Here is a 20,822-nt window from a genome sequence, read left to right on the forward strand (position 1 = left end):
ATCCCGAGCCTGCGGCAGAGATCGCGGTAACGGTCCGGCTGACCGGGGATCGCTCGCCAGACGAGACGGCCGCTGCAATCTACAAAGACCTTTGGTTTTCAAGTGCAGGCGGCCAGAACTTCTCAATCCGATATTGTTTGGCGACCTTTGATGCCGTCCCAATCCTTTCAGCGACCTGGACGCGGCAACTTTCGTCACTAGAGGAACTCAACGTCGCTAGCCGCCGCGCCCGACCTTGCTTATTTATTACCCCTTCCCCCAGCTGACCTGATGCTGTCGGGCGAATTGCGCGATCAGGCAGGGACATAGGTCAGCTTGATCACGTCCTCGCCAACCAGATCGTTGGCCACAAGGCGCAGCGGCGGCCGGGGGCCGGCGAAGAAGGGCGTGCCGCGACCAACCACGACGGGGTGGAAGTAGAGGCGATATTCATCAACAAGACCAAGGTCGGTCAGGCTTTGCGCCAGGTTTGGTCCGGCGACGGCAATCTCCCCAGGAAGCCGAGCCTTCAGCTCACGGATCACCGCCGCGATGCCATCCTCGATAAGCGTGGCGTTGGGGCCGACCGACTTCAACGAGCGGGACACAATCCACTTCGGTTGGCGCCGCCACGCCGCGGCGAACTCGCGTTCTTCCGCGCTCCACTCAGGACGGTCTTCGTCCCAATAGCGCATGATCTCGTACATCCGGCGACCGTACACGCTGCCGGTGAGCTCACGCACATGCTCTATCCAGTGACGAAAGAGCGCGGGGCCGGGTGCAAATTCCTGGTGGTCGACATAGCCGTCCAGCGATTGGTTCATTCCAAAGATGAGCTTCGCCATTCTATACAATCTCCATCTGTGGTGCTTCAGAATAGCTTGAGGCGGCATCACGTGTAAGTTAGATTGGAGCACACGCTTCGCACCGCTTAACGAAAGCAACACGGCTTCTCTCTCCCCCGAGCGCCCGGATAACCACCGATATCCAAGGGCCGAGCCGCTCCCGACTTTGGCATCACCCGACAGATGCCTGCGTAGAATAGAGGAGCGAACCAGACTGCTCCATTCTCCTAGCCGACCACACGGTCCCGGAAGTGCCACGGCACAATCCGATATGAAAAGGAGATGAGAGATGAGAAACGAAGTGCCAAGTAAGTCGCTGGAGTGGAGCAATCTCGTTCTGGGTGTATGTTTCATCTACGCTGCATATATGTTCGGCGGACTACCCGCCGCGGCATGGAACGCCGGGATCACGGGCACGTTGATAGTGTGCTGCTCTGCCGTGGCCCTCACGCGTTATGGAGCTTGGGCCGAATGGTCCAATCTCCTCTTGGGTTGCTGGGCGGTGGTCGCCCCGTTCCTGCTCGGCTTCGGATCAGAGTCCGTCGCAATGTGGACACATGTCCTGCTTGGGCTTTGCGTCGCGACGATCGCCGCAATCCAGCTTTTTGCCGGTCGCCAAACGGACAAGCCCTCGAGCACCAGGCTAAAGCCCGGGGAGTGAGGCAGCGGCCATTTTACGAAATGTGGTCGACCGCAAACACCGATCGTCGAGACGTCGTGAAGCAGCTCAGGAAAAAGAAGGCCGTCGGCTTGCTGCCCTGTCTCACCTCAGGGCAGCAAATGGCGGCTCGCAATCCGACCTCGGCCGCCCCCGAGCCTCTCCGCGACTGCCAGTAAGCAGGAATGGCGCTTGTAGCAGCCTCCGCCTCAACGCCGCCTAATCCAACTTTCCACGAATTCGGCGTAACGCCGACGTCTGTGCAATGTATGGATTTCCATGAATTGCCGCTGTGGCGCGGCGGGTTTACGGTGTCGAGACGAGTTCGCCAGCCCATATCGAGAACACGTGCTGTACGCGCTGACGATCGCCTGAGTTTGTCCGGCAGGAGCAGCTGATGATGAGAGTGTGGTCGCACCGCCCCAAATTCTCTCACCTGGGGCTGTTTTTCGCGGCCTATGTGCTGGGCTGCGCCTTCGCTCAGTCGCTCGCAATTGTACCCGGGACAGGTGTTTCCATTTGGCCACCGGGCGGGCTGTTCATGGCGACGCTTGTTCTCACCCCGCCTTCCAGCTGGCCCTGGTGGGTGCTCAGCGGCTGCCTGGCTGAACTGTTCAGCAATGCCCTATGGTTCCACAGCCCTCTCGCCGCGGCCTTTCTCATATATATTGCCAACGCACTCGAAGCAGCGGCCGGGGCATGGCTGGTGAACCGCGTGCTAAGGCGGCCGGTCCGGCTGGAAACGCTGCAAGAAGTTCTCGCATTCGTCGTGCTCGGTGCCGGAATCGCACCTGTCGTGGGCGCGACCGTCGGGAGTGCGACACTCGCGTGGTTTGCCATACAATCGCAATCCTTCACAACGGCCTGGCCTCTTTGGTGGATCGGAGACGCCACCGGAGTCCTGATCGTGGCGCCGCTGGTGCTGGTCATGTTCAATAGCTGGCATGGCGAGCCGCGGCTGTCGACTTCGCAATGGATGGAAGCCTGCGCCCTGGGGCTGATCCTTCTCTGTGTCGCGGGCCTTTCACTCAGCGGCTACCTGCCCTTCGCCTACATCGTCATGCCGCCTCTTCTTTGGGCCGCGGTGCGGTTCGATTTCAAAGGCGCCGCAGTCAGCCTGACCCTTCTTGCTCTCATCACGCTGATGTTCACGATATCCGGGTCCAGCCAATTTGCGGGAGATCCCGAGTCCCAGAGGCAGAAGCACATCATGCTGCAGCTTTTCCTGGCCATCTCGGCATTGTCGGCGCTGATCGTCGCCGCCATATCCCGGCAGCATCAGCTGGCGCTGCTCACAGTGCGCCAGAGCGAGCGCCAACTTCAGCAGCTGATCGACGCCGTGCCCGCTCTCATCTGGTGTACGACGCCACAAGGAATACCGTGTTACCTGAACAAGCGGGTGACCGATGTCACCGGCATCACCCTTACGGATTTGATCGCGCCCGATGGCTCGCGATCGCTGAGTGTCGTCCATCCGGACGATCGGATCGCGATGGATGAAGTGTTCGCACGCTCGTTCGAGACGGGCGCACCCTTCCTGTGGAGATATCGTCAGCGCCGCGCCAACGGTCCTCATCGGTGGGTGGAGAGCCGCGCGGAACCATTGCGTGACGAAACCGGCGCGATCGTCCAGTGGTACGGCGTGTCCGTCGACATCGAGGACATGATGAAGGCGCAGCAGGCATTGCAAGACCGCGAGCGGGAGCTCTCGCAGCTTGTGAACATGGTTCCGAGCCACGTCTGGCGCCTGGCACCCGACGGCGAGCCGACCTTTTTCAACCAGCGAATGATCGACTACCTTGGCCTTCGGGTAGCCGATACGGACAAGCCCGGCATGAGCCGCCTGGAGGCACTCATAGAGACCGTCGTCCACCCCGATGACACAGCTGAGTTCAGGACGGCGCTCAGACGGTGCCTCGGCACCGGCGAGAGCTTCACCATGCGGTATCGGCTGCGCAGTGCCGCGGGCACCTATCATTGGATGTCGAGCCGGGCCGAACCAATGCGCGATCAGGCCGGGAAGATCGTCCAATGGTGCGGCCTGTGCCACGATATTGATGATCAGATGCATGCCGAGGAAGCACTGCGGCGAAGCGAGCGGCAGCTCGCGCTGCTTGTCGACGTGGTTCCGATCGCCATTGCGTGTATGACGCCCGAGGGCGAGCCGACCTTCTTCAATAAGCGCTTGAGCGATTTTCTCGGCCTGGACGTAGCGGATATGGACAAGCCGGGAGTGACCCGGCTGGCGGCCGCAATCGCGGCGGCCGTCCATCCGGACGACGCAACAGAGTTCGGGGACGAACTCAGCCGCTGCCTCGTCACTGGCGAGAGCTTCTCCAGGAAATATCGTCTGCGTCGTTCGGACGGCGAGTATCGCTGGATGGAGGGCCGCGCCGAGCCGCTGCGCGACCATGGCGGAACGATCGTGCAATGGTACGCGGTTGCTATCGACATAGACGATGAGGTGCGTGCGCAGGAGGCACTGCGCGAACGAGAGCGCGAGCTGTCGCAGCTCGTAGACATGGTCCCGGTTCATATCAGGCGACTGACGCCCGAAGGCGAGCCGATCTTCTTCAACAAGCGCCTGATCGATTTTTTCGGTGTGGATGTCGGTGATATGGACAAGCCGGGCACGAGCCGGCTCACCGCCGTCATACAGACCCTCATTCATCCAGAGGACGCAAGAAATCTGCTCGAGACGGTCCGTCGTTCGCTCGTGACCGGAGATCCCTTCTCGATGAAATATCGCATGCGCCGTCAAGACGGCGTCTATCGCTGGGTCGATGGTCGCGCGGAACCGCTGCGAGATCAAAGCGGAGCGATCGTGCAATGGTACGTCATTTCCGTCGACATAGACGACGAGATGCGGGCACAGGAGGCTCTGCGGGATCGTGAGCGCGAGCTCTCCCAGCTCGTAGACATGGTCCCAAGTCTCCTCTGGCGCCTCAGTCCAGACGGCGAACCGACCTTCCTCAACAGACGCGTGATAAATTTCCTTGGCCTCGATCTTGAGGACCTGGAGAAACCGGGCGTGAGCCGACTGGAAGCCTTTATGGAAGCCGCCGTCCACCCGGAGGATGCGGTGGACCTTTGGGAGGCGCTGGACTATTCCTTCGTCACCGGCGAGCGCTTCTCCAAGCAATATCGCCTTCGGCGTGCCGATGGTGTCTATCGCTGGGTGCAAGGCGGCGCAGAGCCGCTCAGGGATCAGAGCGGACGCATCGTCCAGTGGTACGGCCTCTCACATGACATTGACGATCAGCTGCGCGTCGAGGAGGCGCTGCGCGAAAGAGAACGCTCCCTCTGGCAGATCGTTGAGACGCTGCCTGCAATGATCGATTGCGCCGCTCCGGATGGGGAGCCGGTATACCGCAACCCGCAGCTCCGTGACTTCCTTGGATATAAGCTCGAAGAGCTCGACGGAACGGGGAAATCCCGATTGGAGGGCACGCTCGATGCCGGCGTTCATCCAGACGAGGTCGATGGTGTCAAGGAGAACTATGCCCATTCGCTGGCAACGGGCGAGCCCTATGCACGAAGGCACCGCCTGCGGCGGTTTGATGGCGAATATCGCTGGGTCGAAACGCGTGCCGCGCCGATGCGCAATGCCGAGGGCACGATCGTTCAGTGGAATGTCATATGCCTGGATATCGACGGCGAAGTTCGGGCCGAGGAAAAGTTGCGCCTCGCGCAGGAGAGTCTGGCGCGCGCAAGTCAGGCTGCCAGCCTCTCAGAGCTTTCGGCTTCCATAGCGCACGAGGTTAACCAGCCCCTGGCCGCGGTTGTGGCAAACTCGCACGCCTGCCAGCGTTGGCTCACGGCCGCACCGCCGAATATCGAACGCGCGCAGCGGACGGTGGAGCGCATCGTCCGGGATGCCAATTCGGCGGCCGACGTCGTCAGCCGCATTCGCGCCTTGTTCAAGCAATCCATAGGGACGAGGATCAATACTGCGCTTGCCAGCGTGATCGGCGAGGTCCGCAACTTTCTGGCCGATGAGGCGGTGCGGCGGCGCGTTCGGATCGACTTGAAGATCGATGGCGACCTTCCGCCGATCGCAATCGATCATGTCCAGATCCAGCAGGTTCTGATCAATCTCATTCGCAACGGCATGGAGGCAATGGGCTCTGTTGCGGGCGACAGGGTGCTTGGCATGCGTGCGCACCATACCGGGGAGGTGATTCAGACGGAAATCAGCGATCGCGGCCCGGGCATTGAATTTCCCGACAGGATATTCGAGCCGTTCTTCACGACAAAAGCAGACGGCATGGGCATGGGATTGGCGATCTGCCGCTCGATCGTCGAGTTGCACGGCGGACGATTATGGGCGGAGAAGAACGAGCCGAATGGAGCGACGTTCATCTTCACCTTGCCGGTTGAAGCGAAGGCAGCGCCATGACGAGTGATGATCAGGTTGTCTTCATCGTCGATGACGATGCACGCCTCCGCGAGGCGCTGAGCGACCTCCTGGACTCACACGGCATGCGCGCTATCGCCTTCGGATCTGCCGGCGAGTACGTGAGCGCGGACAAGCCGGATGTCCCCGCCTGCCTCATTCTCGATATCGAATTGCCGGATATCAACGGCCTCGATCTTCAGAGGCAGATCGCGGAAGGCGATCATCCGCCGATCGTGTTCATTACCGGTCACGGCGACATTCCTTCTTCAGTGCGTGCGATCAAGCGCGGCGCGGTGGATTTCCTGACCAAGCCCTTCAGCGATGCGGACCTCATGGCCGCAATTGGTGCTGCGATCGCTGAAGATCGGGACAAGAGAGCGGAACGCGCGGAGCTCAGCCTTCTCGGACAACGCTATCGCGAGCTGACGCCGCGTGAGCGCGAGGTTTTGCCGCTCGTCGTGAGCGGTCTCCTCAACAAGCAGGCTGCCGCCGAATTAGGCATCAGCGAGGTCACGCTGCAAATACACAGAAGAAACGTGATGCACAAAATGGCCGCAGCCTCGCTCGCCGATCTCGTGCGTATCGCGGAGAGGCTGGAAATACCGATCACCCACTCCCGTCGAGTGGGAGGGAATTGAGCATGAACAAGAAAAGACCGGTCGTCGCAATTGTCGATGACGATGCAAGACTACTTGAATCGGTGAGCGACCTTCTGGAATCCGCCGGCTATGTGGCCCGCAGCTTCCCGTCGGCGGGATCGTTGCTCGCCAATGGGCTGTCGGACCTGGACGTCCTCATCACCGATATCGGAATGCCTGGAATGGACGGTTTGGAGCTTCGTGACCTTGTAAGGACGTCACGTCCCGAACTGCCGGTATTTCTGATAACGGGCCGCCACGAGATAGCGGATCAGGGCCGCGCTCGAGGCATTAGCGGGTTCTTCCGCAAGCCCTTCGACGCACAGGCCCTGCTCACGGCCATCGCCATTGCTCTAGACAAGTAGAAGGAGGGTGTCATGGGAGTAGGCCAGCCTTTCCCGCGGAGAACGTCGTCGTCGTCACCACGGCATAGGAGTGAAGAGGATGAGCCGCTCGTCATCATTGTCGACGACGACGCATCGGTTCGCGCGGCACTGTCGGAACTGATCCTGTCGGCCGGTTTCCGGCCGGTCAGCTTTGCCTCGATTCGCCAATTGCTTGACGCCGGTCTGTTGGACGCCCCCGGCTGTTTGATCCTCGATGTGCGCATGCCGGGAGAGAGCGGCCTCCATCTTCAGCGCCATCTGGCCGATAACGGCAACCCGAAGCCGATCATCTTCCTGACCGGGCATGGCGACATCCCGATGACCGTCGAGGCGATGAAGGCCGGTGCGGTGGATTTTCTCACCAAACCGGTGCGGGACCAAACGCTGCTTGACGCGATCACTGCGGGCATTGCGATGGACGCCGAGCGGCGTGCCGCAGCGGCGATTTCCCGGCTCAACGTCGAACGTCTCGAGACGCTGACGCAGCGCGAGCGCGAGGTTCTCTACGAAGTGGCGCGCGGACGCCTCAACAAGCAGATCGCCTTCGATCTCGGCATTAGTGAAGTGACGGTGAAGGCGCATCGCAGCAGCGTCATGCACAAGATGGGAGCGGCGTCCGTCGGCGAATTGATCCGGGCCTTTGAGACATTGCCGGCACAAATGCGCCAGGCCGGCGCCCGCTGACGCGCGTCGCGTTCAAACGTATGCACGCGGCGCGCTTTAGGTCTATGTTATTGTGCACGTCGTCAGCGCAAAACCGCTGCACACGTTTCGGCGACATGCATTAGCCTTAGACTAACCAGGAACCGCTCTGCCGGGGATCAGCCCGGCAGAGCGGTTCCAGATGAACGTGTGCTCCACATGCGCTACGGCGAATGGCGCGATTTGGCGGCTAAGCAGCCAGTCCTTTGCCTTCCATGTCCAGCTGGCCTGCCGTCAGTGGTCCCAAACGGCCGGTACCCAACGAAAGACGTCGCCGTCGACCGCCACATGGCAGACGCTCGGGAACGGCAGGTGCGTGGCCACCAGCGGCTCGCGGGTCGCCGCCAGCTCATGCAAGAGACGGACGCGGACGCGGGCCGCCTCCTCGGGGTCGTGTTCGAAGCCGTTGTGCCAGTCGGGATGGTCGAAGCCGACTTGGAACACGGCGTCGCCGGCGAATGTCAGCCGGTCGCCGCCGGACGCCAGGCGGACGACGCTGTGCCCGGGGGTGTGGCCCCCGGTGCGATGGACGACCACCCCCGGCGCCACCTCGTACTCCTCGTCGAACTGCCGCAGCTGGCTCTGGTACTCGGCCATGAACCGCTTGGCCGTCCGCCGAAGCACGGGCGGCACCGTCGACGGCATAGAGGCGTGCGAAAAATCGGGCGCCTCCCAGAACTTGACTTCGGCCGCCGCCACGTGGATCCGCAGGTCCGGACGCAGCCGGTCCTTCACCCCGTCGGCGAGCAGCCCGCCGATGTGGTCCATGTGCATGTGGGTAAGCACCACGTCGGTTACGGAGGCGAGATCGATCCCGGCCGCCTCCAGTCGCGAGACCGTCTGCCCGGCCCGCGGGAAGTCCGGAAACTCCACCCCTAGTCCAGCGTCGACGAGTATGGTCTGGCCGCCGCTCCGCAGCAGAACCACGTTCAGCGGCCAATGGAGCACGTCCGTCGGCAGGAACATGTCGTCCAGCCAGGCCGTCCGGACGGCCGGGTCGGCATTGGTGGCCAAGACCGGGGTTGGTATAGGCAGCACTCCATCGCTGATCACCAGCACGTCGATGTCGCCGACCTTCACCGCGTAGCGTGACGGAACGAGCTCGCCGGGCCCCGATCTACCAGCGTGTGAGGCGTTGTCCAAGCTCATGCTTGTCTCCTGACCAACGTTAACGGGTGTTATTTCTACCTGCGACATGATGCGCTCCTTTCTTGCGTGATCGAGCCGTGTCGGCCACGGGCCTTAGGTTTGCACGAAGGTAGCGGGCAATCATTTGGGACGGCAGTACCGGAAGGTATTGAGTGGGTCAGGCTATAGTATTGCGGCAATAGGCACTTGGGTGCCCACATATGCTTAGGGGCTCGGTACAATGGACCGGGAGGGAACAGCTCTTCTTCGACAATGGATCGGCAATCCCCTCCTCCCGGTGAGCTATCTCCCTCAGGGTGCATTCCTCCGATGCCGCATGGCGCGAGTTCCTCCCTTTCATCGAGACTTCCTGATCGAAACGGGGGCTACTCCAATACCTCTGCATTGTAAGACGGCGACGTCCGTAGAGTAGTTTGGCGGAATGGTCCGTTGCATCCTCCATGCCATCGGTCAGGCCGACTGGCCCCGGAGAGAACACATGCTGAACCATCAGACTGTCGCCCCAGGGGATCGGCCTCTCCCTGCCCAGTTGCTAGCGCCGCCCGCCCCGCCGGCCGAAAGCTTCCCCATCGAGGCTGCGCGCTGCGCGGTTTGCCCATCGGCGAACACTTTGCAATGCACATTCGTGAGGAGATCAAGAATGAAAATCGTAGTCATTGGCGGTACCGGTCTCATCGGCTCGAAAACGGTGGAGCGCTTGCGCAAGAAGGGTCACGACGTGTTGGCGGCATCGCCGAATTCAGGCGTCGACACGATCACCGGCACGGGTCTTGCCGAAGCCCTTGCCGGAGCGCGCGTGGTGCTGGACCTTGCAAACTCGCCGTCATTCGAGGACAAGGCTGTCTTGGAATTCTTCCGGACGGCGGGTCGCAATCTGCTGAGGGCGGGCGCTGCCGCCGGCGTGGAGCATCACGTCGCGCTCTCGATTGTCGGCATGGAGCGGCTGCAGGGCAGCGGCTACATGCGCGCCAAAATGGCTCAGGAAGAGCTGATCAAGAGCTCCGGCATACCCTACACAATCGTACACTCGACGCAGTTCTTCGAGTTCATGGACGGCATCGCCCAGGCGGCAACGATCGGTCAGACCGTCCATCTGTCGCCCGCCTATGTGCAGCCGATCGCATCCGATGACGTCGCCGACGTCATGGCGGAAGTCGCGCTCGCCGCCCCGGCGAACCGCACGATCGAGATTGGCGGCCCCGAGAAAATCCGTCTCAACGAAATCGTGGCACGTTTGCTGGCGGCCAAAAACGATCCGCGCCAGGTCGTTGCCGATCCGCACGCCCCCTATTTCGGCGTGGAGCTGAAAGACCAGTCGCTCGTGCCCGGCAGCAGCGCCCGACTTGGCCGAATCCGCTTCGACAACTGGCTGAGCCAGCAACCGCCTCAAAAATTGACTGCCTAGCCAAGGGACGCCGGGCTTTTGTGAAGTTTCCCGGCAGCCCGCTCCGGCCATTCCGATCAGACAGGAGACCAGACATGTTGAGACACATCCTCTCGACGGCAGCACTCGCCGTCATTCTTGCCACCGGTGCGCAGGCTGAGGACGGCAGAGCGAAGTTGACCATCGTTTACGATCAGCAACTACCCAATGTTGAGGGCAAGAGCATCAAGGCGGTGCTCGTCGAATACGGACCCGGCGGTTCCTCGCCCGCGCACACCCACCCCAAATCGGCATTCATCTATGCCACCGTTCTTGAAGGGGCGATCCGGAGCCAGGTCAATAGCGGGCCGGCGAAGGTCTACCATGCCGGCGAAAGCTTCGCGGAATTTCCGGGCGACTTTCATCGCGTCAGCGCAAATGCCAGCAACAACGAGCCGGCGCGTCTGCTGGCCGTGTTCGTGGTGGACACTAACGAGACCAATCTGACCAATTTCGAAGAATGATGTCTTGAACTCATGTCAATGAAGACATCGATGACGCGAACCGGGTTGTCCTGCGTGACATAGTATTCCAGCGTGTCGGGGAGCAGTGTCGCTTGCCGCCGATCCTCGCCGTCATGAAACGCTTCATCCCGACCGCCGCTCAACGGGAATCACTCTATCATATCAACGCGTTTCCACAGGCTCGACCCTGAGCGGTTCGTCCACCGATCACATATGGAACATCTGGTGATGGCTCGCGGAGCAGACTTCCTTTCGGGGCCCACAGCGAGCACGCGACGGCCTTCCAACTTGAGTCGTCTTCCAACCTTGATAAACATGACCTGAGCGATCGCTTGGTCCGGCAACGATGGGAGCTTTCGACAGCCAAGGCTTGACAGCAGCCCGCGAACAGATCCTCACGAGTCGTTAGGCGCCGTTGCATTCCCGCAGAAGACTCAGCACCTCAGTTTGAATGCTTGCACAAATGTCGCGGTATTCTGCCAAACGCTCGGGCTGCTCCGGCACCTGCATATTCAAGGTCTCCAGTGCCTCGGCGACTAGGGCGTAGGCTTCGAAGAGGTCATCCAATTGCGGGCTCTTCAAGGAGAGCAGTTGCTTTCGATATTGCGGTAGAGCCATCGCCAAGCGGGCTCTGCCTACTCGAACTAGAGACATGTTTTCGCCTGCAGAATTAACTTGAGCCGGCCTTCGTTCGGGTGAAGCCCGGAGGGCTCGGCAGTGTCGAAATCATCTGGCAACGCTCTCCAGGCCAATTCCTCCTTTCCGGTGTTCATGGTGAACCTCGCGCGAATGCCCGGAGGCGAAGCGCCAGAGCGTAGCGAAGGGACGGCACAATGACCCAATATGCGGCGGGAGAAACGCTCGGCAATGCAGGTAGGACCTTTGGCCATGCCGAGGGGGGACTAAAGTCCCGTAGAGAGCGGGAGCGGGAACCCACGAACGCCATTTTCGTTCTCCTGGACTACAAGGGAGCGCTTAATGTATCGCCTGCATCATCAAGATATGCCCGGAAAGAAAGCCTCAACCACTTTTCCGATCAGCTTACTGTTGCTCTCGGTTGGCGCCATTCTCGCTTACCTAGCGATCGGCGGGGGTTGGTCAGAGAGTAAAACTGAAATGGTCGTCTACACACCGCAGACCGCAGAGGTCCCGAACCACCGCTAGAACATGTCTCGCACGCGCTAGCTTCCACGGTTGATGTAAGTTTGCGCGCAGCTGGGAGGAGCCGTGATGGCGCACTCAACAAGAAAGATTCAGATTTCGCCGACGAAGGAGAGCGAGGCCGGGCTTGTGGAGCAAGTCGTCTCCGACTGGTGCGAAGTGCACCAGATAGACCCGAAGAGCCACACCGCGATGATGGAAGGGTTGAGGGCTCTCTACATGATCCGCGAATTTGATATCACGGATAAAGGGCAGCTTCTGAAGGCGCTACTGGAAAGCGACGAGGTTTAACCTACCCGAAGAGGCGTTCGCGTGTTGAGCACGCATCATTGAAAAACCGCCCGACACGCCTCCGCTCCTATGCGCAGATGCTGTGTTTCATCGCCACATCGAAATCGAAGCGCTACGACGCGCATTCGATGGGGAGGACGAAGGCGGCGGACATTTATAACGAGACAGGCAACCTGCGCGGTCCAGCTCTTGCTCAAGCACAAAGCTGGAAAGCACCGTGCAATAACTCGGAATTGAGGTGCGACATTTCTGAGCAAGTGGGGCTGTGGAACGTGAAAGGTCGGCCCATTGTAGATGTCGGCAACGCAACGTTGGACGACCGGAGTCGGTGGATAGTAGGACGGGCGGCAGGGGTAAGCGCCAGCGCAAATTCAGCCAAAGGTTGATTGTTATTATGAACATTCGTGCTCGTAAAGCGTTTCTCTTTCGAGTGAGCGATGGAGGAACTGCAGTGAGTGTCGACCAACGTATCATCCTCTCAATTGCGCTTACTGCGGCGATCGCTATTTTCGCGGCGACCATGATCGGCATCTTCCTGGCCTGATACTCCTCGAGCAAAGCCACTAGGGGGAGCATGCCCTGAACCGACCTACAGACGGCCAAAACTGTACACGCCGTGGTCGACAGGCCGGCCGACGCGATTTCAACCAAGTACCCGCCAGCTATCCCTGATGCATCGTCATGGTCGCACCGCAGGAGACGATCGCGGGAGTGCCGAGGTCTACCGCGATGTGGCGTGAACATGCCACCCCGCCCCGACCAAATGCCCTATTCCCGAACTTCACACCCCGAAGGACGACAAAATTAGGCAAGGACCCGTCTTACTCTCTGCGCATTCGGATACCTTCGAAGAGCCTCGCGAGCACGATGAAGCTCTGCGATCCTCGCGTCCAGTTGCTCGAGCCTCTTCTTCGCCAGATCACGCGCGGCCGAGCGGTTCTCTCCGGCGTCCAGCGCCAGAAGCTGCCCGATTTCCTCGAGCGTAAAGCCGGCAGCCTGTGCCTGTTTGATGAACCGCAGCCGGCGCACGTCATCCGGGCCATAGCGGCGCACGCCTTCCGACCGCTTCGGCGTCGAGAGCAGACCCCTGCGCTGGTAGAAGCGGATGGTCTCGACGCCCACGCCTCCGGCGGCGGCGAGTTTCCCGATCGTGAATTCCTGGGGGGCTTGACTCCGTACCATGGTACGGAACTCATAGTCCTGCCGACGATTTCACAAGAACGAGGAGACGTGAAAGATGTTGGACAGGATAAATCCGCAGAATCCCGGCAAGAAGGCCGTCCTGTACCGGATGGTTATGCCAGGCCACACATGCCCCTACGGGTTGAAGTCGAAGGACCTGCTGCAGCGATCGGGCTACGAGGTGGATGATCATCACCTGACGACCCGCGAGGAAACGGACGCCTTCAAGGCGCAGCACGGCGTGCCGACGACGCCCCAGGTCTTCATCCACGGCAAACGGGTCGGCGGCTACGACGATCTGCGCCGTTTTCTCGGAAAGCCCGTCGCCGATCCCAAAGCAACGAGCTACCGTCCGGTCATCGTGCTGTTCACGCTGACCGCGCTCACGGCGATGGCGGCGAGCCATGCCGTCTTCGGAACTCCATTCACCCTGCGCGCAGCCGAATGGTTCATCGCCTTTTCGATGGTGGTTCTGGCGATGATGAAACTCCAGAACGTCGAGAGCTTTGCGACGATGTTTCTGAACTATGACCTCCTGGGAAGGCGCTGGGTGCCATACAGCTACATCTATCCCTATGCGGAGGGATTGGCTGGCGTTCTCATGGCGGCAGGCGTTCTGACATGGTTGTCGGTTCCGGTGGCGATGTTCATCGGTACGGTAGGGGCCGTGTCGGTCTTCAAGGCGGTCTACGTCGACAAGCGTGAGTTAAAGTGCGCCTGCGTTGGCGGATCGAGCAACGTCCCCCTTGGTTTCATCTCCCTGACCGAGAACCTGATGATGATCGCCATGGCAATCTGGATGGCCGCTGGAAGCATTGGCGTCACGGCGACCCACGCGATGTAGCTGAAGTGAACACGGTCCAAAACAGCGCCCGTCCGAATAAACGCAGGCCGCTGGAGATTGAATTGGCGAGGCTTCGTAGCCGTCCGATCGAATTTGCCCTGAAAGCGGCCAATCGCGCGTGTCGCTGTTGAGACGTGCACCGTTTCGTGCGAAACGCCAAATTCTGCTGCAGCGGACGGCCGCGCGGGATAGGCCCGCAATAGGGAGCAGCAGCCGCCATCATATTTGCGAGATCGGTGGTTGCAGAAGATCAGCCGAATGGGCATCTAAATCAGGACCGGACCGCGTTCTCCAGGACTGCGAGCAAGCGGTGCTCCTCTGTCGGCTTGCCGACGCTGGGCGCTCCGGCCAGGACGTCGCCGCCGATAAGTTCCGGTCTGCTGTAGGCGCTTGCCACGACAAACGGTACCTGCCTCGCGCGCAGCGCCTCCGCCACCAGGGTCACCGAGCCATCTTTGAGGGTGACGTGAAGAATTGCGACGGCAGGCAATTCGTCGTCCAACAGTGCGAGCGCTTCCTTAACCGTCGTCGCGGGGCCGAGCACGCTCCAGCCGCGCCGTTGAAGCAGCAGCTTGAGATCGATCGCGATCAGGAACTCGTCCTCCACGATAAGCACGGTCTTGTGTATGAGACCAGTCTCGATGTCATGAGACCGATCCTAGCGGGGCGACGATCTCGACCACCAAACCCGCTGGTGCATAGTTCAGTTCCACCCGTCCGCCCAACTCGCGGCTCACAGCGAACTCGATGAGCTGGGTGCCGAACCCGGAAGAGACCGGGGGCGCGACCGGGGGGCCGCCGCTCTCTTGCCAAACAAGTCGCAGACTTGGAGCGCTCGCCTCCTCCACCTCCCAGTGGACGCGAATTTGTCCGGTGGGTGTCGAAAGCGCGCCATATTTAATCCCATTGGTCGCCAGTTCGTGCAGGATCAGGCTCAGCGACATGATTTGCCCCGACGTGAGAGACACGGTCGGCCCCGATTCGACGAGAACCCCGGTCGGCGAATAGGGCTCAAGCGTTCGCTGAAGCACCTCCTGTAGGTCAGCCTCGCCCACTTGCGAGTAAGCCGCATCGTGGGCCTGCACGAGCGCATTGAATCGGCCGAGGAAAGCGTCGCGGTATTCCTCGCCAGAATGACCCGCGGCCGTGGTCTGGCGCGCGATTGCCTGGACCAAGCCGAGCAGGTTCTTCATTCGATGCCGGAGTTCGCCTAGGAGCACATCCTTTTCGGCTTCATGCTGGCGTCTCTCCGTGGCGTCCACAATTGAGAGCAGCAAGGAGCGGCTGATGTTGTCGGGATGGAACAGCCGGTGCGCACTGACGAGCATCGTCCTCCGACCGATGCTCGGAAAGTCGTGCTCTACCTCATAGTCCACCACCGCCGTGCTCTTCGGAATCACCTCTTCGAGCAGGCGGCGCAGTTCAGGAATGTCCCATTGCTGATTGCCGAGCTCGTAAAGGTGCTGCCCGATTGTCTCGTCGCGGGTGACTTTGAAGGTCGTAAAGAAGGCCCGGCTGGCGGTCCGGACGTACAAGTTCTGGTCAAGCACAAGCAAGGGATCGGGGACTGTGTCGACTATGCCTTGCGCTTCGACATGACCGTTCCGCAACAGGCGGTAGAGATCTTCCAGATTCATTACCATTCCCGACGTTCAAGCTTCTCAGGATATTACTACATGCCGTAATGGACATGCAAAGGACCGTGTTGCTGATGCAAACGACAAGGTGACGTCACCTGACCGGCAAGGTTGGTTGTCTGGCTATGAAGACTTGCCAAATGACCATACATCCTGCCGTTCAGGGCGTGTAAGGCAGCCCTCTTAGAGGGACCGCTTCCACCCACTGGGATCTAAACCGGCTAGATCAGCGATTCCAATCGTCGATCAAACTTTTCATGCCGGGTCTACCCCTAAATGATGATTACCATTCCCCACGAACATCGCCCGTGTGGACCGTGAAACAAGCGTATAGTAAGAGCGCCACGGCTCAGAAATGCTCCGACTCCTTGACGGAGGCATGGCATAATGCTGTCACCTCCCGAATATATTCACGAGAAAGATGCAAGAAAGCTCGGGAGGATCTTTGAGCAGCTATTGGATGAATACCGAATTACCCGCGACAGCGATGAAGCAGACAGGTTTGCCGATCGATTGATCACCGTATATCTGTCGGGTGTGCGTGAGACAAAACTTCTAAAAAAGCTCACCAATCCTGAAGGAAGACGGCCTTAGCAGCCCGGACCAATCGCGCGTCTCATGCGGGGTTCTTCGCGTAATCACACCCAGTAAGGTGCGATTCCATAGTAGTCGTAAACTCGACGGCCGCTCTCAGGGCCCCAGGCAAACTCCCGGTCTGCGGGATATCGCGGAGCTCCTTCAACCTGTTCTTTGGTGATGTTCACCTGGAAGCCGCCAAGATCGGTATTGTAGTTGAGCATCTCCCAAGGAAGCGGATAATGGTCGTGGCCAATTCCGAGAAAGCCGCCGAAGCTCAACACCGCATAGGCGACGCGGCCGCCGCGTTTTTCGAGAATGATTCTCTCGATTGATCCTATGTTATTGCCGTTCATGTCGTAGACACTAGTGCCGACCACCATGTCGCTCGCGATGAGATCATGCGATTGATGAAGATCTGCGTTGGCCATCGTCGTTCCTCCTTGTAGTGGCCCAACGCTCGTGGATGCCAGTTGTTCCTTGGGATCGCTTCGGCAGTGTTGAACGCTTCAACAACCAGGTCTGCAGTGGTTCCGAGCCCCAAAGCAGCAGATTCGTGTTATTCGTTCGCATGGACCAAATTCTCCTTAATCGAGAGCCGCTTACCGCTTCGGAATCACTTCTTCAAACAGGCGGCCCTACTCAGGGATGTCCGATTGGCGATTGCCGAGTTCGTTAGAGGTGCTGCCCGATCGTCTTGTCAGGGCCGAGGTGCAAAGAAGGCCCTGCTGGCGCTCTCAATGTGCAGGTTTTGGTCCAGGGCCAGCATCGGATCGGGAACGGTATCGACGATGCCTTGTGCTCGACGTGGCCATTTCGCAAGAAGCGGTAGAAGTCTTCCAAATTCATAAGCAAGTCCGCGCGTTCAACTTCCCGAGATTGAAAATACACGCCTCCGTGTGATCGCAAAACATGCCAGGTTCCGCGTGTGAAGAGTGCCTTCGGACTCGCGCCGATCCCTCCCCCCGACCCAACGTATCGATGCTCGACGAGCGAGCCGATCGTGAGGAAGCATTTTTGACGAGGCTCACCGTCGTAATGACGAAGGGCGGAATATACGCTGCGGCAGGCGTGTCAAACGTGCAGCGGAGTTTTGTGATAGGCCAACTTTCAGCACCCTTGCGCACGGCTCGCCGCGAAGCTCCACATAGCCGTGATTGAGGAGGAACGTGTCATGCAACCGCGTGGGCGGGTTTCTGCTTTAATGCTTTCACTTCTGCTATCGACAGCTCTCATTCCGGCCGCTGCTCAAATGAGCAAGGAGGCAACGAGTGGCAAGGAGTTTGACGCCACGGTCGCCGAGCAGGCCAAGCGGTATTTGGAAGAGGGTCGCGAGACGTTCCGCTTCGACACGTTCGGCAGCGAGGACTTCTGGGGCGGCAAGCTCAAGCTTCACGAGGCGATATCGGGCGAAAAGGCCGGCGGCGTCGGGCCGGGCCTCAGCCCCGAAAAGGCTCTCGAGCTTGGCTTGAAAGTCGATGTGAATGCGCTCCCCAAGGAGGTGGCCGAGGCGCTCAACAAGGGCGAGGTTGACCTTAAGGATCCGGCCAGCACGGTTGTGCTGCTGAAGTCCAACGCCGTGGTCGGCGTGACCGGCTTCTTTAGCGAGGATGGCAAGACCTTAAGGTCTGTGGGCATCCAGTGCTCACTCTGCCATTCGACAGTGGACGATGCCTATGCGCCCGGCATTGGGCATCGGCTCGACGGGTGGCCCAACCGGGACCTCAACATTGGCGCGATCGTCGCCCTGGCGCCCGATCTGACCGCCTTCACCGACATGCTACAGATCAGCGAAGAAGAGGTGAAAAAGGCGCTAAGCGCCTGGGGTCCCGGCAAATTCGATGCCGAGCTCAATCTCGATGGCAAGGCATTCCGGCCGGACGGCAAAACCGCCGCCACGCTCAATCCTCCGGCTTTCGGCCTGGCTGGCGTGAACAACCACACATGGACCGGGGCTTGGGGCACGGTAAGTTACTGGAATGCTTATGTCGGCAATTTAGAAATGCATGGAAAGGGCGTCTTCTTCGACCCGCGGCTGGACGACGCCAAAAAGTATCCGGTCGCCGCCAGGACGAAACAGGGCCACAAGCAGGACAAGGAAGACCGGATCACTGCCAAGCTGCCCGCCCTCCACTTCTACCAGCTTGCGCTGCCGACGCCGAAGCCACCGGAAGGCACCTTCGACACTGCCGCTGCGGAGAAAGGAAAGGCCCTCTTCAACGACAAGGCAAAATGCGCCACTTGTCACGTTCCGCCAATTTTCACCGAGCCGGGATGGAACTTGCATGAGGCAGACGAGATCGGCATCGATGATTTCCAGGCGATGCGCTCGCCGGACGAACGATACCGGACCGCGCCTCTGCGTGCCCTGTGGGACTTGGAGAAGATCCACAAGGGCGGGTTTTATCACGACGGCCGGTTCGCCACTCTCCGAGACATCGTGGACCATTACGACCGCCACCTCGACCTTAAGCTCACCGATCGGGAAAAGGGTGAGCTGATCGAATTTCTCAAGTCGATCTGACGCGGTTAAGCCATCCGAGGACACTCAGATGTTAGAACCTGAGCTAGAGAAAATTATCGAGCAGGATCATCGGGCCTTGGATGCCTTTGTGAAGGGCGACCCTGAACCTTTGAAAGAGCTCTACTCGCGACGGGATGATGTCATAATAGCCAATCCGTTCGGGCCGCCGGCCAAGGGGTGGGAACTGGCCGCCGCGGCCATGGAACGGGCTTCCACCAACTACCGGGACGGCGAGGTCACCGGCATTGAGCGCATCTCCGAGTACGCGACCTCGGACTTGGGGTACATCATCGAGGTCGAGCGGTTCCGAGCCAAGATCGGTGGCGGCGACAAGCTGGTGCCGATTGCACTTCGAGTCACCACCATATTCCGGCGGGAGAAAGGCGCTTGGAAGATCGTCCTTCGTCATGCCGATCCAATAACCTCAGCCCGGCCTGCGACCTCCATTGTCGGAGCGGAGCTGCCCTAGACGCCGCTGAGTTATCGGCGCCGCTTTGCCTTCCTTTACAAAAAGCAACACGCGAAGTTGCGGCCAAAAGCAGGTGTCCCGCAGACTGCCGCGCAACTCCGCCACAGGCGATGACCTTTCATTTTCTTTGAGCCGCGCGAGCGGCTTAGTCCAACCACTCAACTGCGACAGATCCGAACCGGAAATATCGACCCTGAGCAGGCATTCACCCTAGCGCCGCAATCTCCCGGTACTGGCCCTCAAAGCGGCCATTCATCAACGGAAGTGCAAAAACGGAACCGGCCGTTACAACTCGGAAACTTCCCTGAGCTTCCCGAACCCGACCCCTGCTCCCTGGAATTGCCGCTAAAATCCCTCCCTTGAGGTTTGGTCGGTTCAGGCGGGTGCCCGGCGCACTTTCGTTCATCCAAAGGACGTCCACGGCGAGAACCGTTGCGTTATGACAAAGATCAAAGGCGCCGGTTCGCTTGGCTCACGGCTCGCGGTTTCCATCAACCAGTGCCTCACATTTACATGTCCGGCGGGAGATCGGGCGCCGTGCGGATCATTCTGCCGCTAATGAGCCACGTCCTTGGTTGAGCAGCATAAGCTGCTTTGCTCTTTTCAGACAGCCGGCTTGCTCGCTGCGGTAGCGCGCGCCAATCTCCATCATGAGCACCGTGTCAGGCAGGAAATCAAGCTCGCTGAAGATGTCATCCCAGTCGATATCTCCCCAGCCGAGCGGCATGTGCAGATCGCCAAGGCCGAGCGCCGTCGCCTCCTGCGGATAGAAGCCCTTGTAAAAACCCTGTGGCCGGCCAAATGAGTCGTGGACGTGGAGGTGCCCGGTTATCGGCGCCATGGCACGGATCTGCTCACGAAAGTTCAGACCGCGATAGGTGCATTCGATATAGGCATGGCTGAAGTCAATGAGGGCGACAAGATTGGGATGGCTGACCGCCCTTACAGTTTCGGCGATTTCCGCCGGGCTCTGCCTGTACTGGCCCGGCTCCGTCGTGAAGATATTTTCCAATGCAATGCGAACTCCATAGGGCCTCGCGAATTCGGCGAGCTCGAGCAGAGCCTCGCGCTCGCGCCGATCCGCCTCGGCCCGCTCGAACACCTGATCGGCACGCAGGTGCCCGCCGTGCTGGACAACGGTGCGGGCGCCGATCCGATCACACACCTCGACTAGCGCCTTGGCGGCCTGAAGCTGGTAGTCCGCAGTCGCCGGATCCATGAAGTTCGAGGAAACGAGGCCATGCACCGTGTAACGGAACGGAAACTGGCCCGTGAGCCTCAGGAGCCGTTCTGCCCTCTCCTTGATCACACGTCCGCCGGCAATGATGTCCACGCTAGTTAGCCCGAGTTCGATGGTTTCGACGCCGAGCTCGCTCAGGCGACGAAGATCGAGTTCGAGGCTCTCCAGTTCACCGTCGGCAGATTCCGAGTTGAAACCAGTCGAAACGATATTGCTCATTGATTTCTCCATTGGAGTGACCGGCGTAAGCCGGCA

At 60.0% G+C, this 20,822-nt stretch carries 19 protein-coding genes and 1 pseudogene; 12 read left to right on the forward strand and 8 right to left on the reverse strand.

Translation table 11 applies throughout. The features are described from left to right. Nucleotides 1–293: 293 nt before the first annotated feature. Entirely contained in the window at nucleotides 294–824 is a 531-nt protein-coding gene (locus ATC00_RS21775) for a dihydrofolate reductase family protein (protein WP_064254399.1), read from the reverse strand. A 289-nt stretch (nucleotides 825–1,113) separates the two neighbouring features. Between ATC00_RS21775 and ATC00_RS21780 the strand changes: the two genes are divergently transcribed. The 5 genes from ATC00_RS21780 (at nucleotide 1,114) to ATC00_RS21800 (ending at nucleotide 7,589) form a co-directional block, all read left to right on the forward strand. After that, nucleotides 1,114–1,485 carry an SPW repeat protein gene (locus ATC00_RS21780; protein WP_064254400.1) on the forward strand — a complete coding sequence of 124 codons (372 nt, stop codon included), beginning with the start codon at nucleotides 1,114–1,116 and terminating at the stop codon, nucleotides 1,483–1,485. A 394-nt stretch (nucleotides 1,486–1,879) separates the two neighbouring features. Beyond that, nucleotides 1,880–5,881: a PAS domain-containing protein gene (locus ATC00_RS21785; protein ID WP_064254401.1), complete on the forward strand. Its 4,002-nt coding sequence runs from the start codon at nucleotides 1,880–1,882 to the stop codon at nucleotides 5,879–5,881. Then, on the forward strand, nucleotides 5,878–6,519 hold the full coding sequence (locus ATC00_RS21790; protein WP_064254402.1) for a response regulator transcription factor: 642 nt from the start codon (nucleotides 5,878–5,880) through the stop codon (nucleotides 6,517–6,519). The genes ATC00_RS21785 and ATC00_RS21790 overlap by 4 nt, the downstream gene beginning before the upstream one ends. A 2-nt stretch (nucleotides 6,520–6,521) precedes the next feature. Further along, nucleotides 6,522–6,884 (forward strand): response regulator transcription factor, encoded by a 363-nt coding sequence (locus ATC00_RS21795; protein WP_064254403.1) that lies wholly within the window; start codon nucleotides 6,522–6,524, stop codon nucleotides 6,882–6,884. 12 nt (nucleotides 6,885–6,896) lie between these two features. Beyond that, nucleotides 6,897–7,589: a response regulator transcription factor gene (locus ATC00_RS21800; RefSeq protein ID WP_064254404.1), complete on the forward strand. Its 693-nt coding sequence runs from the start codon at nucleotides 6,897–6,899 to the stop codon at nucleotides 7,587–7,589. Between the two features lie 252 nt (nucleotides 7,590–7,841). Here ATC00_RS21800 and ATC00_RS21805 read toward each other — a convergent pair whose 3' ends face one another. Then, nucleotides 7,842–8,756: an MBL fold metallo-hydrolase gene (locus ATC00_RS21805; RefSeq protein WP_412458412.1), complete on the reverse strand. Its 915-nt coding sequence runs from the start codon at nucleotides 8,754–8,756 to the stop codon at nucleotides 7,842–7,844. Between the two features lie 640 nt (nucleotides 8,757–9,396). Here ATC00_RS21805 and ATC00_RS21810 point away from each other — a divergent pair. After that, entirely contained in the window at nucleotides 9,397–10,161 is a 765-nt protein-coding gene (locus tag ATC00_RS21810; protein WP_064254406.1) for an SDR family oxidoreductase, read from the forward strand. 74 nt (nucleotides 10,162–10,235) lie between these two features. Continuing rightward, complete coding sequence (locus ATC00_RS21815; RefSeq protein ID WP_064254407.1) at nucleotides 10,236–10,643, forward strand: cupin domain-containing protein; 408 nt, start codon at nucleotides 10,236–10,238, stop codon at nucleotides 10,641–10,643. Between the two features lie 405 nt (nucleotides 10,644–11,048). On the opposite strand, the gene ATC00_RS21820 is transcribed toward ATC00_RS21815, so the two are convergent. Further along, complete coding sequence (locus tag ATC00_RS21820) at nucleotides 11,049–11,261, reverse strand: hypothetical protein (protein WP_234782397.1); 213 nt, start codon at nucleotides 11,259–11,261, stop codon at nucleotides 11,049–11,051. A 612-nt stretch (nucleotides 11,262–11,873) separates the two neighbouring features. Between ATC00_RS21820 and ATC00_RS21830 the strand changes: the two genes are divergently transcribed. Then, complete coding sequence (locus ATC00_RS21830) at nucleotides 11,874–12,095, forward strand: hypothetical protein (RefSeq protein ID WP_064254410.1); 222 nt, start codon at nucleotides 11,874–11,876, stop codon at nucleotides 12,093–12,095. 781 nt (nucleotides 12,096–12,876) lie between these two features. Here ATC00_RS21830 and ATC00_RS21835 read toward each other — a convergent pair. Beyond that, nucleotides 12,877–13,277: pseudogene (locus ATC00_RS21835) on the reverse strand (MerR family transcriptional regulator). Nucleotides 13,278–13,332: 55 nt separating this feature from the next. Here ATC00_RS21835 and ATC00_RS21840 point away from each other — a divergent pair. Continuing rightward, complete coding sequence (locus ATC00_RS21840) at nucleotides 13,333–14,121, forward strand: glutaredoxin family protein (protein ID WP_064254411.1); 789 nt, start codon at nucleotides 13,333–13,335, stop codon at nucleotides 14,119–14,121. Nucleotides 14,122–14,392: 271 nt separating this feature from the next. On the opposite strand, the gene ATC00_RS21845 is transcribed toward ATC00_RS21840, so the two are convergent. Continuing rightward, nucleotides 14,393–14,749, reverse strand: a complete 357-nt coding sequence (locus tag ATC00_RS21845; protein WP_064254412.1) for a response regulator — start codon at nucleotides 14,747–14,749, stop codon at nucleotides 14,393–14,395. A gap of 16 nt (nucleotides 14,750–14,765) precedes the next feature. Further along, a complete protein-coding gene (locus ATC00_RS21850) occupies nucleotides 14,766–15,758 on the reverse strand; it encodes an HWE histidine kinase domain-containing protein (protein WP_064254429.1) in 993 nt (330 codons plus the stop codon). A 387-nt stretch (nucleotides 15,759–16,145) separates the two neighbouring features. On the opposite strand from ATC00_RS21850, the gene ATC00_RS31430 reads away from it, so the two are divergent. Beyond that, nucleotides 16,146–16,352 carry a hypothetical protein gene (locus ATC00_RS31430; protein ID WP_072642942.1) on the forward strand — a complete coding sequence of 69 codons (207 nt, stop codon included), beginning with the start codon at nucleotides 16,146–16,148 and terminating at the stop codon, nucleotides 16,350–16,352. A 44-nt stretch (nucleotides 16,353–16,396) separates the two neighbouring features. Here the strand turns inward: ATC00_RS31430 and ATC00_RS21855 are convergent, their stop codons facing one another. After that, the gene (locus ATC00_RS21855) at nucleotides 16,397–16,765 is read right to left on the reverse strand and encodes a PRC-barrel domain-containing protein (protein ID WP_064254413.1); all 369 of its coding nucleotides are present in this window, start codon (nucleotides 16,763–16,765) and stop codon (nucleotides 16,397–16,399) included. An 821-nt stretch (nucleotides 16,766–17,586) separates the two neighbouring features. Here ATC00_RS21855 and ATC00_RS21860 point away from each other — a divergent pair. Further along, nucleotides 17,587–18,858 carry a hypothetical protein gene (locus ATC00_RS21860; protein ID WP_234782395.1) on the forward strand — a complete coding sequence of 424 codons (1,272 nt, stop codon included), beginning with the start codon at nucleotides 17,587–17,589 and terminating at the stop codon, nucleotides 18,856–18,858. A 28-nt stretch (nucleotides 18,859–18,886) separates the two neighbouring features. Further along, nucleotides 18,887–19,327: a YybH family protein gene (locus tag ATC00_RS21865; RefSeq protein ID WP_064254415.1), complete on the forward strand. Its 441-nt coding sequence runs from the start codon at nucleotides 18,887–18,889 to the stop codon at nucleotides 19,325–19,327. Nucleotides 19,328–19,871: 544 nt separating this feature from the next. Here the strand turns inward: ATC00_RS21865 and ATC00_RS21870 are convergent. Then, a complete protein-coding gene (locus tag ATC00_RS21870) occupies nucleotides 19,872–20,786 on the reverse strand; it encodes a TIM barrel protein (protein WP_064254416.1) in 915 nt (304 codons plus the stop codon). Nucleotides 20,787–20,822 lie beyond the last annotated feature (36 nt).

Origin of the sequence: Sinorhizobium americanum (genome assembly GCF_001651855.1) — a bacterium.
GTDB classification, from domain to species: Bacteria; Pseudomonadota; Alphaproteobacteria; order Rhizobiales; family Rhizobiaceae; genus Sinorhizobium; species Sinorhizobium americanum.